Annotated in this window: 9 protein-coding genes; 3 read left to right on the top strand and 6 right to left on the bottom strand. The window is 70.9% G+C overall.

The window, feature by feature from the left end:
• Positions 1 to 152 precede the first annotated feature (152 nt).
• Positions 153 to 653 carry an NUDIX domain-containing protein gene (locus ACF1AL_RS19545; RefSeq protein ID WP_391781134.1) on the top strand — a complete coding sequence of 167 codons (501 nt, stop codon included), beginning with the start codon at positions 153 to 155 and terminating at the stop codon, positions 651 to 653.
• Between the two features lie 117 nt (positions 654 to 770).
• On the opposite strand, the gene ACF1AL_RS19550 is transcribed toward ACF1AL_RS19545, so the two are convergent.
• Both ACF1AL_RS19550 and ACF1AL_RS19555 read right to left on the bottom strand, forming a co-directional pair.
• Positions 771 to 1,733 (bottom strand): hypothetical protein, encoded by a 963-nt coding sequence (locus ACF1AL_RS19550; protein ID WP_391781133.1) that lies wholly within the window; start codon positions 1,731 to 1,733, stop codon positions 771 to 773.
• 1 nt (position 1,734) lies between these two features.
• A complete protein-coding gene (locus ACF1AL_RS19555; RefSeq protein WP_391826614.1) occupies positions 1,735 to 6,237 on the bottom strand; it encodes an AAA domain-containing protein in 4,503 nt (1,500 codons plus the stop codon).
• A 527-nt stretch (positions 6,238 to 6,764) separates the two neighbouring features.
• Here ACF1AL_RS19555 and ACF1AL_RS19560 point away from each other — a divergent pair.
• Both ACF1AL_RS19560 and ACF1AL_RS19565 read left to right on the top strand, forming a co-directional pair.
• Complete coding sequence (locus ACF1AL_RS19560) at positions 6,765 to 6,914, top strand: hypothetical protein (RefSeq protein WP_391781161.1); 150 nt, start codon at positions 6,765 to 6,767, stop codon at positions 6,912 to 6,914.
• 52 nt (positions 6,915 to 6,966) lie between these two features.
• Positions 6,967 to 7,593 (top strand): NAD(P)-dependent oxidoreductase, encoded by a 627-nt coding sequence (locus tag ACF1AL_RS19565; protein WP_391826616.1) that lies wholly within the window; start codon positions 6,967 to 6,969, stop codon positions 7,591 to 7,593.
• On the opposite strand, the gene ACF1AL_RS19570 is transcribed toward ACF1AL_RS19565, so the two are convergent.
• The 4 genes from ACF1AL_RS19570 to ACF1AL_RS19585 form a co-directional block, all read right to left on the bottom strand.
• A complete protein-coding gene (locus ACF1AL_RS19570; protein WP_391826618.1) occupies positions 7,580 to 8,533 on the bottom strand; it encodes an L-tyrosine/L-tryptophan isonitrile synthase family protein in 954 nt (317 codons plus the stop codon). The genes ACF1AL_RS19565 and ACF1AL_RS19570 overlap by 14 nt on opposite strands.
• Before the next feature lie 12 nt (positions 8,534 to 8,545).
• Positions 8,546 to 9,781 carry a cytochrome P450 gene (locus ACF1AL_RS19575; protein ID WP_391826696.1) on the bottom strand — a complete coding sequence of 412 codons (1,236 nt, stop codon included), beginning with the start codon at positions 9,779 to 9,781 and terminating at the stop codon, positions 8,546 to 8,548.
• Between the two features lie 107 nt (positions 9,782 to 9,888).
• Positions 9,889 to 11,715: an asparagine synthase (glutamine-hydrolyzing) gene (asnB, locus tag ACF1AL_RS19580; protein ID WP_391826620.1), complete on the bottom strand. Its 1,827-nt coding sequence runs from the start codon at positions 11,713 to 11,715 to the stop codon at positions 9,889 to 9,891.
• A 57-nt stretch (positions 11,716 to 11,772) separates the two neighbouring features.
• Positions 11,773 to 13,431, bottom strand: coding sequence for an MFS transporter (locus ACF1AL_RS19585; protein ID WP_391826698.1), 1,659 nt, complete (start codon positions 13,429 to 13,431; stop codon positions 11,773 to 11,775).
• Positions 13,432 to 13,450 lie beyond the last annotated feature (19 nt).

A 13,450-nucleotide genomic window follows, 5' to 3' on the forward strand; every position in this document is an offset into this window, starting at 1 on the left:
GGGCCTCGCTGCCGGGCTCCCGACGGACACCGCTCAGGGCTTGCTTCCCAGGCCCGCGCCGATGAGGCCGTCGCCGCCTGCAGTGAGGGTCTCCCATTGATGGACGGCAGGACCTCCGACATGCCCACCCAACCCGGCCCACGAAGACCCCCATGGCTCAGCCGACAACCGATGAACAGCCCGAGAGGCTCAGGCCCGCTCTGGAATCCATGACTCTGCTGGTCGCCGCCGTCATCGTCCACGACGAGGCCACCAACCGCGTGGTCCTCCTCCAGCGCAGCGACCAGGCCAAGTTCGCCAAGGGCATGTGGGACCTCCCCGTCGGCAAGAGCGAGCCCGGCGAGCCGATCACCGCGGCGGCAGTCCGCGAGCTGTACGAAGAGACCGGTCTGACCGTCAAGCCGGAAGCGCTGAAGGTCGCCCACATCATCCACGGCGCCTGGGGCGTGGAAGCTCCCAACGGCTTCCTCACGGTCGTCTTCGTTGCCCACGAGTGGTCCGGCGAGCCGGAGAATCGCGAACCTCGCAAGCACGCGCAGGTTTGCTGGGTCGACACCGATGCCATCCCCGAGGAGTTCGTGGAGACCACCGCCAGCGCCCTTCACCGCTACCTCAGCGGCGGGCCCCAGGTGTCGCTGGACGGCTGGAACTAACTGAGCGCTGGGGTATTTGAAGCGGAGGCGCCAAGCTACGACGCGGGTCTCTCGCGCGCGGCATTAGGAAGTGTTACTCCGCGCCTATCCTCCCACGTTGGATGGGGCACCCCCGGTTCAAGTGCCCGCCGTTGTTCCCCCACCCGAACGGCGACGAGCGACAGAGGCCGGCGTTGGGCGTTGTGCGGAGGCATGAGGATTGCGACCACGACCTCGTTCTGCCGGCGTACGCGGAGTGGGCGGAACAGGAGGCGCTCCCGCCGTCGCCGCGAGATCGTTCAACGTGGCATTCACTACCGGCCAGCACATGTCGAGCGTGTCGCGGTTCGGGCTGTGTCCGGTCCGTTTCTCCGCCAGGGGATGAACGAGATTCCTGTAGTGCCGGACAAGCTCCGAGGCGAGTTTGGCATCGTGCTCGATCCATTTGTTCTCGTACGCGAAGTCGACGAAGTCATTCAGCCCCATTTTTCGCAACGGCTTCGGCATGCGTACGCCTGCGGCTCGAACCTGCGCGGCATGCGCGAGCACCCCCTCCAAGAGACTGCCCAGCATGATGACCGCCGACGTATAGGCTCCGTGCTCGTAGCAGGTGCGTGCCTCGTCCAGTCGCAGTTGCACGGTAGCGGCGAGGTCCGGGTCGCTTACCACCTCCGTCACGGCGACCTTCAGCTCCACACGCGGCAACTGCTGCCGTACTTCGTCCCCGAAACCGACTTCGCAGCGGGTAAGGACCGGCTGGCCTCCTTCCTCGCCGATCCGGCGTCCGTCGAGCACAAGTATCTCGTTGAGCCGCTTCAACGTGGCGTGGTACTCCTGCTGCTGGTTGTAGTACTCAAGGCGATTTGCCAGGCGAAGGACGGCTCGCTTGGCGTCGTCCGTACCGTCCTCCTGCCGCTCCCTGAGGAGATCCAAGGTCCACTTGTGCCTCGGAGTGCCGTCGTACTCCGGAACGTCGTCCCAGCCCGCACGCTGGAAGAACGCGGCTATTTCGTACCCCTTCCGGTAAAGCAGCGGCGCCTCGTCCCCGCAGATCAGGTGGGCAATCTCCGTCAGCGTGCTGTCGTCGAAGATCTCGTTCACATCAAGCCCCTTCGAGAGAGACGGACGCATCCTCATCGAGCATGGCGTCGAGTTCATCGGTGGTGAGGTCGGCATCGTCCATCTCGATTGGGACCCAAGTGCTCCCCGAGTCGCCCTGGGCACCCTCAGTGACTCCGGGCCGGATCCCCAAAGCGTCAAGGCGCTTCCACAACGGAGTCAGCGAATCCTCCGGAGACAGGGCGAACTCACTGCTGCGTATGCGCCAGAACTGCCAGCCAGCCCGGCGCAGTTCCCGCTCCCGCTCGTAGTCGTCACGGATCTGGTCAGGGGTGGAGTGATACGGGCTGCCGTCACACTCCACGGCGAGGCGGGCAGTCTCTCCAACGACGACAAGGTCGATGCGTTTGCCGCTGACTTTCCACTGGGGGACGACGTGGTAGCCGCGTTCCTTGATCCTGCGGAAGACCCGCTGCTCGAAGAGCGACTCGAACGGCTCGCACTGCTCGTCGGGAGAAACGGCGGAAAGGCTGGGAGATGTGCCCTGAAGTTCCGGCGGCGCCTGCATATAGGTGAGCAGGGAGTGACGCAGGTCCCTGCTGCGCAGCTGGTCCGGTGTGACAGAGGTGAACAGCCACATCTGGTCGCGGGCCCGGCTGGCGGCCACGTTAAAACGCCTTCCGTCACCCTGGCCGGTCAGGGCCCGGGTGTTGTCGGCGTCGACAACCAATGAGAGCAGGATGACATCTCTTTCGTCTCCCTGGAACTGTTCGGCCGTGCCGACACGTATGTTGTGTCGCTCCTGGATCGAGGAGTCGATCCGCGTGTCGATGAGACTCTCCAAGAGCCTTGTCTGGTGTCCGGAACGGAGCACAATGACTCCGAAACTCCTTTTCGCGTACGCTTCGTCCTCCGCGAGTTCCTGCAACTTGGCGACGATGCGTTCGGCCTCGGGCCTGTTGACCAGGGTCTCTCGCCGTCCCTCACAGTGACCTTCATGCACATGAACGACTTCGAGGGGCCGCAGCCGGTCCGCTCCGTACTGCCGCAGCGGCACGAGTTCGTTGTCGGGGTAGAACTGGGCGGAGGACCACTTGATGATCTCCGGCATGCACCGGAAATGCTCGGTCAGCCGGATCGTCTCGCTGAAGCGCGCGGACAGCAGGTCGTAGAGGTTGGACTTAGGGCTGAGTCCGTCCCGCTGCCAGTCGGTGAGATGGGGCAGGAGCGAGTCGAGGAGTTCGTTGAGCCGTTCGTGCTTGCCGCCTGTGTAGAACGGGACACACTGCTTGTCGTCACCCACGACGATGATCCTCGGAGCGAGCCACAGCAGCATCAGACCGTCCAGACCGACCTGGCTCGCCTCGTCCACGATGACGACGTCGAAGGCGTCCGGCTCGGGATCGATCATTTCGGCCACCTGTTTGATCGGCATGACCCATGCCGGGACCGCGGCACGCGCGTCACGCATCGCGGAACGTGCGGCCTTCAGGTGCCGCTTGCCGAGTGCCGTCATTCCCTTGCCTGCGTTCGCCGTGGCCGACGCGTAGGCACTCAGCGCCTGTTTCTGTCCAGCCGTCATCCGGTCCAGGCAGTGGTACAGCGCTCGGTCAGCCGCCAGTTGGGTCACCGTTTTCCGCAATTGCGTCTCAACCGCTTCCAATTCACCTTCCAGCTTGGCTTCCCTGCCAGGTTTCAGCATCGTGTCCTGGAAGGTGTGTGCTTGCCGCCATGCCCAGGCACCATCCAGGTTTACAAGGCGGGTCTCCCACACCGCCTCGGTCGGGGACTCGGCGAAGCGCCGGGCCAGTTCGGGGTGGCCCTCGGACAGCCGGTCCAGCAGTTTGCGAGCCTCGCGGCGGTCGGCCTCACGGTGGAACGCCTCGGTCAGCGAGTCGATCGCGGACGAGTACGCCCGTGGATCACGGGCGGTGACAGCACGGTGCACCTCTGCCAGCTCGGCCACTCCGCGGGCATCGGGGCGCGGCAGCTGCTCGGAGATGGACCGCAGCCTCTCCTCCGCCTCACGGGCACGAAGCAGCCGTTCCGCACCGATCGCCGACGTACGGACGTCGTCCCACTGTTGCGTCGTCCGCACCGTGGCCTTGATCCGGGCCTTGAGTAGGACTTCGTGCAGCGTACGCACGGATTGGGTGAACCCGTCCACCGCGCGGAGCGTCGGCACCCTGTCCAGCAGCTCTGACAGAGCCACCTGCGTGGAGCCCTCGGCCTCGGGCGCGTCGACGCTCTTCCAGCGCTCATTCAGCTGCCGAAGGCACTGGCGTGCCGCCAGATGAGCCACCAGCGCGGCGATCTCGTCCGGTGTGGTGGGCAGCCGCCCATCCACCCGACAGTCCCGCAGAAGGACTTGGGCCTCCTTCTGGACCGGCCTCGGGGCGAATTTGCGCAGCTTGCCGCCTGCACGCAAGTACTGTTCGAGGTCCTTCCCGGCGGCGATGAGACGTGATTCCTCGGCAAGCGCCAAGTCGGGTACGTCGAGCACGGCGAAGGGCATGTGCTGAAGCACGCTTTGCACGCCCTCGGCACGGGCGGACGCCTGTCGCACTCCCTCCCACAGCTGCTGCCGCCGGCCGGCCATTCCGTCTTGCAAGGCGCGCGTGGTCCACTCCTCGGGCGGCCAGGCGGCAGGGTCACCCGGCAGTCCCTCGCTCTGCAACGCGTGTTCCGCCGCGCCCAGCAGACCGACCAGTTTTGCAATCAACTCGTCCCCATGGTCTGCGAGTTCGAGGGCAAGTGTGTCGGACGCCGACACAGCACAGGCACGTACAGCGGCGTCCAGGGCGTTGACCGCTTCTTCGAACAGCACGGGTGGGACGAAGTCCGCGGGGTCCGGGCAGCGGGCGGCATGCTCGTCCAGTACTCCGGCCCCGTGCCGGGACACCAGGCCCAGCAGGCGCTGGGCCTCATCCTGGCTCAGCGAAGGTTCGCGCGGCGCCGAGGCGGGCAGGGCGGGCATCCAGTCGTACTTCGGTGCACCGGCAGCGACAGCCTCCACGATCTCCGCAAGCCGCCCCTTGTATCCGGGTGCCACGTCGAGGTGTTCGTACCACTCCGCCTCACGTATGGCGCGCAGTTCGTCACGGAGCCGCGCGCGGGTGTCCGACAGTTCCGAGCGCAGCGCCTCATGGCTCTTGATCCTTACGTCGAGACGCTCGGTCGACTGGGTGGCACTGAGCTGGGAGAGCGCGCGCACGGACTGTTCCAGGTCGTTGCTGCCGTCCTGGCGCCGGTCGCCCTGGAGGACGCACAGGTTGCGCAGCTCGGGCGGCAGTTGTTGCCGCAGGACCTTCAGAGCCTGGCCCTTCTCACTCGTCACGAGCATTCGCTTGCCGTCCGCCAGCAAGGCGCACACCAGGTTGGCGATGGTGTGCGTCTTTCCCGTGCCCGGCGGTCCTTGAACGACGACGCCGGTATCGGTCTGTAGGCGCCTCAGTACCTCCCGCTGGGCTTCGTTCGACAGCAGTGGAAACAGCGGGTCGGGGCCAAGTGCGGGCGGCACGTCACGGCTCCCTGCCGCCGTACCCCACACCCTGCGGTCCTCCGCTTCCAGCTGGTACAGCAACTGAGCCAGGCCCAGCGGAGCGATGGCACCGGGCTGGGCGAGGCGGTTCGCGATGCCGTCGTAGAAATTCACGAGGGCACCCTGGCCCCGCTGGCGGAGAATGATCGCCGGCGCGAACCCGAGCGTGGGCACCGGCAGCGCCGGGTCAGCGGGCGGGCGGGCCCAGCCACGGTGGAACGCCACCGCGCGAACGGTGCCGAACGCCCTCTCTGACCAGTCGCCGAGCACGTCCTGGCAGTCACGGGACAGCGGATGGAACCCTTCCGTATCGACACGGTCCCGCAGCGGGCTCAGCAGACGGGTGCTGTAGCCCGCGTCCGCGTCGAGGAACTCGCTGTCCTCCATCCGCGCCGGGTCGCCGGGGGCGAGGGCGACGGTGATGGACATGTTCGTGGGATTCACGGTGAGTATCAGCGGCGCCGTCAGAATGTGCCGGGCGATGCGCGCCGACGGACGTGCGGCTCCGACGGTCAGCAATCCGGCGCCCAGTACCGCCTCGTATTCCTCGCCGTCCTGCTGAATCCTGGTCGCCATTCGGTACAGCTGCTGATGGAGCTCCCTGTAAGGGCGGTCGACGCGCTCTTTATCCGACCACTTGCGCCACGCGTCGAGCCATCGCGTGTAGGCGCGCAGCACGTCGGGCGCTTCCTCGCGACGGATCTCGGAAACTTCGAACAGGTCTCCGTTCTCGTCCTCCTGCCAACCCTGCCCCGGTCCCGACTCGGCCAGCGGAGGCGCTTCGGGCGACGCGGTGGCGGCTACTTCGGGATCGATCCATCCCACCAGCACCTCGGGCAGGACAGGAGCTGGGCGAGGCGGGCGGTGTGCCACCTTGAGCAGCGTCCGGTCGCGATCCGGGTTCCGCCGGAGCCTGTCGTCCGGAAGGTCGGAAAGCCAGAGGACCTCCGGGTATTTCTGCCATTCCCGCACCGGCTTGTACGACCCTCGAACGAATTCGCGCATATATTCGATGAGTTGGCGTGTACGGTGCACCGCCTCCGGATTGCTCGCACGGAGTGCAGAGTGAAGAGACACCTATCCCCCCAGATCATGGCTCGACGGAAAGCCTTCCAGAATGCGGGGGAAAAGTGCCGCCATCAACAGGGACCGGCGGGTAATGACGCGAACAAGCCACATTCCGCGAAAATTGACTGAAACCCGGCCAACCGTTAAGAGCGAACCCATGTGCGGCGATCACGTGCCGCCGTGTACACCAACTCGACCTTGTCCGGTCCCCAGCCAGCCTTAAGGCGCTTGAACGCCGCGATGTCGCGCTCCTGAAGGACACGCACGTCCCGGAGTGACGGCACGATCCGTAGCTCTGCCACCGCAACGAAGGCGAGCACCGGCTGCGCCTCGACGGGGAAGCCACATGCACGCGTCAGCGCGACCGACGCCCGACGCGCCTCTGCTCGGCTTTTCCGCACGTAGGGGTACGACTGGCCGCCTATTCGAACCGAGTCGTCGCCCACCCACACACGTGCCCCGCGATGGCACTTCGTGTTGACACAAAAGACTCCGCCCGGCCCGATCAGGACGGGTCAGCGCCCCACCGCCCCCACTCGCTGCACGAGTGGCAGGACTTCTCCAAGCGGCTGCACGACGCCGGCCACCAGCCGTACTGCCTGGTGTGGCCCTGACCTGCGCTTCTTCGGGTAGCGGGCCAGGTGCTGAGGCGTCATTGTGGACGGTATGAACCTGTTGGTCCTCGGAGGGACCGGACCCACCGGCCGGCTCGTCGTCGGTCGGGCCCTGGACGCAGGCGACCGGGTCACCGTGCTGGTCCGCGACCCGGCGCGGCTGGGCGACCTGGCGCGGCGGGTCACCGTGCGGACCGGGGACGCGACCAGCCACCGTGACGTCACCGCCGCGGCGGCCGGCCAGGACGCGGTGATCTCCGCGCTCGGCACCGGCAAGTCGCTGATCCCGCACGGTCTGGCCGCGCGCGCCGCGGCGGCCGTGATCGCGGCGGCCGGGGAGAACGGCGTCTCCCGTCTGGTGTGGCTGTCGGCGTTCGGGGTCGGGGAGACCGTCGCGGAGGCGAGCGGATCGCAGAAGCTGATGTTCCGCACGCTCCTGCGGTCCGTCTACGCCGACAAGGAGATCGCCGACGCCCGGATCCGCTCCAGCGGCCTGGACTGGACCGTCGTCCACCCCACCCGGCTGACCAACGGCCCGGCCCGGGGCACCTACCGGGCCGGCGAGCGGCTGCCGATGAAGGGCAACCCGACGATCAGCCGAGCGGACGTCGCCGCGTTCCTGCACCGGGCGGTCCACGACGGCGAGTGGATCCGCCGCCCGGCCGTCATCTCCGACTGAGCGCGTCGCGTTCCTCGTAGTGGCTCGCTCTGCCGTCCCGGGTGACCAGGCGTCCTGAGCGGGCCGCCTCACGGCGGGGCAGCAGGGTCCAGGTGCCGTCCGCGCGGCGCAGGGCCGCCGAGTGCCAGGGTGTCGTCCAGGCGTCCGGGGCGTCCAGCAGGCGCAGGCCGAGCTTGGGGGCGCCGACGGGCTGGGGGTGGATGGACAGGCGGACCGCGTCGGGGAAGTGCTCGGCGATCAGGGCGCCCCACGCGCGGCTGCGCTGGATCACGCCGTAGGCGCGCTGCCGGCAGGCCCGCTGGAGAGCGGAACGGGTGCCCGGCCAGCCGGCGGTGTCCTCGACCAGGAAACGGGTGATGCCCCGGTAGAGGGCGAGCGCGCCGGCGTCCGCGCGGACCTCCTCGCGCAGGGCCTCCATGGGCGGCGCGTACCGGGCGTGGACGTGGGCGCGCCGGGCGTCGTACGGCAGGTCGCCCAGCACGTCCCGCAGGTCGAACACGGACAGGTGCGTCAGGTCCAGGCGCGTCACCTCGTGGCGCAGGGCGTCGGCGTAGGCGTCGATGTGCGCGTCGGGCACGCCGATCAGGTCGCCGAAGACATGGCCGTCGGAGCAGACGACCACGCGGGCGCCGGGCGGGTGGATCCGCCCGATCCGGGCGCACAGGGCGTCGAGGAAACGCAGCGAGAGCCGTTCGCCCTCGTCCGGGAGGTGACCGAGGACCTTCGCCGGGTTCGGGGACTTGCACGGGAAGCCGGGCAGGGTGAACACGACGGGCGCCCCGGCGCGGACGAAGGCGCCGATGCGGCGCAGCTGATGCGGGAAGGCCTCCGGCGGGGCGGGCGCCGGGTCCGCCGTGCGGTGGTACGGCAGCAGCGTGGCCAGGATCCGGGTGCTGACGCCGGTGGTGCTCGGGTACGGCGCGGTGGTGGTCGGTGGCATGGACGTACTCCGTCAGCGGCGGCGGTCGTAGACGACCGGCAAATGGTGGGTGCCGCGGCCCAGGACGGCCGTGATCCACGGGAGGTCCTCGTCCGCGATCGCGAGGCGCAGGCCGGGCAGCCGGGCCGTCAGCGTGCCCAGCGCGACACGCAGTTCGGCGCGGGCCAGGGCGGCGCCGGGGCAGAAGTGGATGCCGTGGCCGAAGGCCAGGTGGGGGTTCGGGCCGCGGCCGAGGTCCAGGGTGTCCGGGTCCTTGAAGCGGCGCGGGTCGCGGTTGGCGGCGCACAGCGAGACGATCACCGAGTCGCCGGCCGGGACCGTCGTGCCGTACAGGTCGCTGTCCCGGTCGAAGAAGCGCCAGGTGGTCAGCTCGAAGGCACTGTCGTAGCGCAGGAGTTCCTCCACGGCGCCGGGCAGCAGGGACGGGGCGCCGGCGAGGCGGGCGAGCTGGTCGGGGTGGCGCAGGAGGGCGATCAGGGCCGTGGTGATCTGGTTCGTCACCGGTTCCTGGCCCGCCACCAGGAGCTGGAAGATCATCGAGTCCCGTTCGGCCCGGGACAGTTCACCGGCGTCGCGGGCCGCCACCAGGCGGCCGAGCAGGTCGTCCGCGGGGTGCGCACGCTTGTCCCGCACCACTTCGGCGATGTAGCTCTGCAGGCCGTGCAGGCGCGCCTCGTACCGTGCGCGGCCCGGGTCCGTGGGGCCGACCGGCTGGACGACCTTGCCCCAGTCGCGGTCGAAGCGGTCCGCCAGCGCGGAGGGCAGGCCGATGACCTCGGCCAGCACCCGGAACGGGAACACGGCGGCGAAGTGCGCCACCAGGTCCGCGGGGCCCCGCTCCGGCAGGGCGTCGACCAGCGCGTCCGCGAGCTCCTGGAAACGGGGGCGCAGACGCTCGATGCGGCGCGGCGCGAACGCGTCCGTGACCAGGCGCCGCATGTGCGTGTGTTGCGGCGGGTCCTGGTGGAGGAGGTGCACCTGAAGCTGTGAGTGCTGCGGCTCCGGCATGATCGAGGCGCGGGCCCGCCAGCGGTCGTTGCCCCGGTCGTGGTTCTTGCCGAGCCGGTCGTCGGTGAGGGCGGCCTGCGCGGCGTCGTAACCGGTGACCAGCCACGCCCGCACCCCGCTGGGGAACAGCACGCGGTGCACGGGTCCGGCCTCACGCATCCGCTCGTACAGGGGGTAGGGGTCCGCCTTGTACGGGCAGCCGGTCAGGGGGACGGGATCGGGCAGGGCGGGATCGGGCAGGGCGGGATCGGGCAGGTCAGGATCGGGCTGGGCGGGGTCCGCCGCGTCGAGGGGTGGGACGGCCTGGGGCACGGTGGCGTCGGGCACGGGGTGGCTCCTCGGGGTGGTCACAGGGCGAGTTCGGGGCGGTGGTGGTCCAGCCACAGGGCGAGGTCGACGACGCGTTCCAGGCGCAGGCGGTGGCCCCACTCCAGCGCCTCGGGCGGGGTGTCGAGGCACGGCTTGAGGCGGGTCTCGTCGGCGAGGGCGCGGACCTGCTCGGTGGCGAGCGCGTCACGGGCCAGTTGTTGCAGGCCGCGGTTGTAGTCGGGGTGGTGGGTGGCCGGGTAGTGGTTCTTGGGGCGGTACAGGACGGAAGGCGGGGCGAGGTCCGTGCCGATCGCGCGCAGCAGGCTCTTCTCCCGGCCGTCGAAGCAGTGCAGCGGCCACGGCACGCTGTAGGCGTACTCGACCAGGCGGTGGTCGCAGTACGGCACCCGCACCTCCAGCCCCCGCGCCATGCTCAACCGGTCCACGCGGTGCAGGAGCTGGCGCAGCCAGCGGGTCAGCGACAGGTGCCGCAGCTCGCGCAGCCGGTGCTCGGCGGGATCCTCGCCGTCCGGGTGTGGCACGGCGGCCAGGGCCGTGCGGTAGGTGTCGTCGCGGAACTCCCCGATGCGCAGGTCCAGTTCGGGGTTCAGGGGCATCGCGGCCTCGTCACCGGTGACCAGCAGCCACGGGAACGTGGACGCGGCCTGCGCCCTGGCGCTGTGGAACCAGGGGTAGCCGCCGAACACCTCGTCGGCCGCCTCCCCGGACACGGCGACGGTGGAGTGCCGCCGTACCGCCCCGAACAGCAGGTACAGCGAGGTGTCCATGTCGCCGACGCCGATCGGCGAGTCGCGGGCGGCGACGACCGCCCGGCGGTGCTCCGGATCGAGCAGCGCCCGCGGGTCGAGGACGACGGTGCTGTGGTCGGTGCCGAGGAAGGCACCCGCCTCCCGCGCGTACGGGGCGTCGTGGCCGGTGCGCAGGACGTCCCCCCGGAAACGGGACGCCTGGTCGCTGTAGTCGACGGCGTACGACCGCAGCCGCGCGTCCCGCCCTTCGCGCAGGCGGAGTTCGTCGGCGAGCAGGGCGGTCAGGACGGTGGAGTCGAGGCCGCCGGAGAGCAGGCTGCACAGCGGGACGTCCGCCTCCAGCCCGCCGCGGGCCGCCGCGCCGACCAGCTCCCCGATCCGCTCCACCGTCGTCGCCCGGTCGTCGGTGTGCTCGCGGACCCGCAACTGCCAGTAGCGGTGCTCGCGGACGCCGTCCCGGTCCAGGACGAGCACCCCGCCCGGTTCGACCTCCCGCACCCCGGACCACACCGTCGGGCCGGTCGTGAACAGCAGGCCGTACGCCTCCCGCAGCCCGTCCGCGTCGACACGCGGGCGGATCGCGGGGTGCGCGAACAGGGCCTTGGGTTCGGAGGCGAAGGCGACACCGCCGTCCACGGCCGCCCAGAACAGGGGCTTCACGCCGAGCCGGTCACGGACCAGCACCAGCTTCTGCGCCCGCTCGTCCCACACCGCGAACGCGAACATGCCGTCCAGGTGCTCGGGCGCCGCCTCGCCCCACTCGGCGTAGGCGCGCAGCACCACCTCGGTGTCGCCGCGGGTGCGGAAGTGGTGGCCGCGGGCGCGCAGCTCGGCGCGCAGGGCGTGGTGGTTGTAGACCTCGCCGCTGTACGTGAGCACCAGGTCCGGCGTATCGGGCCGGTCGGCCATCGGCTGCCGGCCGCCCTCGGGGTCGAGGACGGCCAGCCGGCGGTGCCCGATCGCGGCCCGCTCCCCGAGCCACACGCCGTGACCGTCCGGGCCGCGGGCGGCGAGGGTCGCGGTCATGGCCTCGATGACGGGGGCCTGGACACGGGCGTCGCCACGAAAGGACGCCCAGCCGGTGATGCCGCACATGGGGTCTCCTGGGGTGGGGTGGGAGGGGATGGGTGGGGATGCGGGGCGGGGGTGGCGTCACGGGCGGTGCGGGGGATCGGCGGGCTTCTCGGGGACGGCCGGGCTCTCCGGGACGGCCGGTTCCTCGAAGACGGCCGGCTTCTCCGGGACGGCCGCCTCTTGCCGTACGGCCCGCTCCTCGCGTACGGCCGCCTCATCCCGTTCGTCCGCCTCGTCCCGTTCGTCCGCCCCGCGCCGTGCGCCCCATGAGCCCCCTGCGAGCAGCGGTACCGCCAGGCACGCGGCGCCGGCGGCCAAGGCCAGGGCCGTGTGGACGCCGGTGCGGGGGCCGGTGAGGGTCCAGGCGGCGGTGGCCAGTGCCGGGCCGAAAGTGAAGCCGAGGCTGCGGGCGAGCTGGACGGTCGAGCCGGCGGTCGCGACCCGCTCGGGCGGGGTGGTGCCGAGGACGAGGGCCTGGACCGGCCCGCCGTTCAGGCCCATGCCGGCGCCCGCGAGGGCCAGCCGCCACGCCACCTGCCCCGGGGACCAGTGGTCCAGGGGCAGCAGCGCCACGAGCAGCAGGCCGAGCGCGGTGAGGGCGGCCCCGGTCGCCGCGACCGGCCGGGCGCCGTACCGGTCGGCGAGGCGGCCGGCGAGCGGACCGGCCAGCGTCATGCCCAGCGGGAAGGCGAGCACGGTGAGCCCGGTGACCGTGGCGTCGGCACCGACGTCCCGTCGCAGGTGCAGGGCGACGACGTAGTGGGCCGCGGCGAACCCGGTCGCCAGGGCCAGCACCGCGCCGTGCGCCCGCGCCGACCCCGGCACCCGCAGGACGCCGGTCACCGGGCGCCCGCCGGGACCGCGCAGCCACCACGCGAGCGGCGGCACCGCCACGAGCGCGAGCAGCAGCCACGCCGGGCGGTCCGCGGCGAGGGTCAGCGCGAGCAGCAGCGCCGCGATCCCCGCGGCGACGAGCCCGACGTCGGCCACGGCACGCCGCCCGGCCGCACGTCCGACGTCGGCCACGCCACGCCCCCGGGCCGCAGGCCCGAGGTCGGCCACCGCACGCCCCCCGGCCGCAGACCTGACGTCGGCCACCGCACGCCCCCCGGCCGCACGTCCGACGTCGGCCACGCCACGCCCCCCGGCCGCAGGCCCGAGGTCGGCCACCGCACGCCGCACGCCGGCCGCAGGCCCGTCAGAGAGCACCACGCCCCGCCGATCCCTCCCCCGCTCCCCCTCCCCGGGCATCACCCGCCACGTCACCCACAGCGCCGCCGCGCACAGCGGGAGCTTGACGAGGAAGACCGCGGGCCAGCCCACGTGGGCCAGCAGCAGCCCGCCGACGGCCGGCCCGGTCACCGCGCCGAGCGGCCCGAGGGTCGCCGGCACGCTCATGGCCCGGCCGCGCCGCTCCGGCCGTACCGCGCGCGTGGCGAGGACCGGCATCAGCACGAACAGCACCGCCCCGCACGCCCCCTGAGCGAGGCGGGCGGCGATCAGCCACGCGGCCCAGGGCGCCGCGGCCGCGAGCGCCCCGCACAGGGCGAAGCCCGCGACCGCGCCGAGGACGGCGGGGCGCGTGCCGACGCCGTCCAGCCACCGCCCGGCGGGCAGCAGCAGGGCGACGACGGGCAACTGGTAGCCGAGGACGGCCCACTGGGCGGTCGCGGCGGAGACGTGCAGGCCACCGGCGATGTCGGCGAGGGCCACGGTGACGATGTTCATGTCGAGCATGGCCACGAACGACAGCAGT

Origin of the sequence: Streptomyces sp. NPDC014801, from assembly GCF_043082085.1 — a bacterium.
GTDB lineage: Bacteria > Actinomycetota > Actinomycetes > Streptomycetales > Streptomycetaceae > Streptomyces.

Excerpts from the sequence above, each read along its gene's own strand:
- ACF1AL_RS19585 (WP_391826698.1), bottom strand. The coding sequence starts at position 13,431 with ATGCTCGACATGAACATCGTCACCGTGGCCCTCGCCGACATCGCCGGT.
- ACF1AL_RS19560 (WP_391781161.1), top strand. The coding sequence starts at position 6,765 with ATGGCACTTCGTGTTGACACAAAAGACTCCGCCCGGCCCGATCAGGAC.
- ACF1AL_RS19545 (WP_391781134.1), top strand. The coding sequence starts at position 153 with ATGGCTCAGCCGACAACCGATGAACAGCCCGAGAGGCTCAGGCCCGCT.
- ACF1AL_RS19570 (WP_391826618.1), bottom strand. The coding sequence starts at position 8,533 with ATGCCACCGACCACCACCGCGCCGTACCCGAGCACCACCGGCGTCAGC.
- asnB (WP_391826620.1), bottom strand. The coding sequence starts at position 11,715 with ATGTGCGGCATCACCGGCTGGGCGTCCTTTCGTGGCGACGCCCGTGTC.
- ACF1AL_RS19565 (WP_391826616.1), top strand. The coding sequence starts at position 6,967 with ATGAACCTGTTGGTCCTCGGAGGGACCGGACCCACCGGCCGGCTCGTC.
- ACF1AL_RS19555 (WP_391826614.1), bottom strand. The coding sequence starts at position 6,237 with ATGCGCGAATTCGTTCGAGGGTCGTACAAGCCGGTGCGGGAATGGCAG.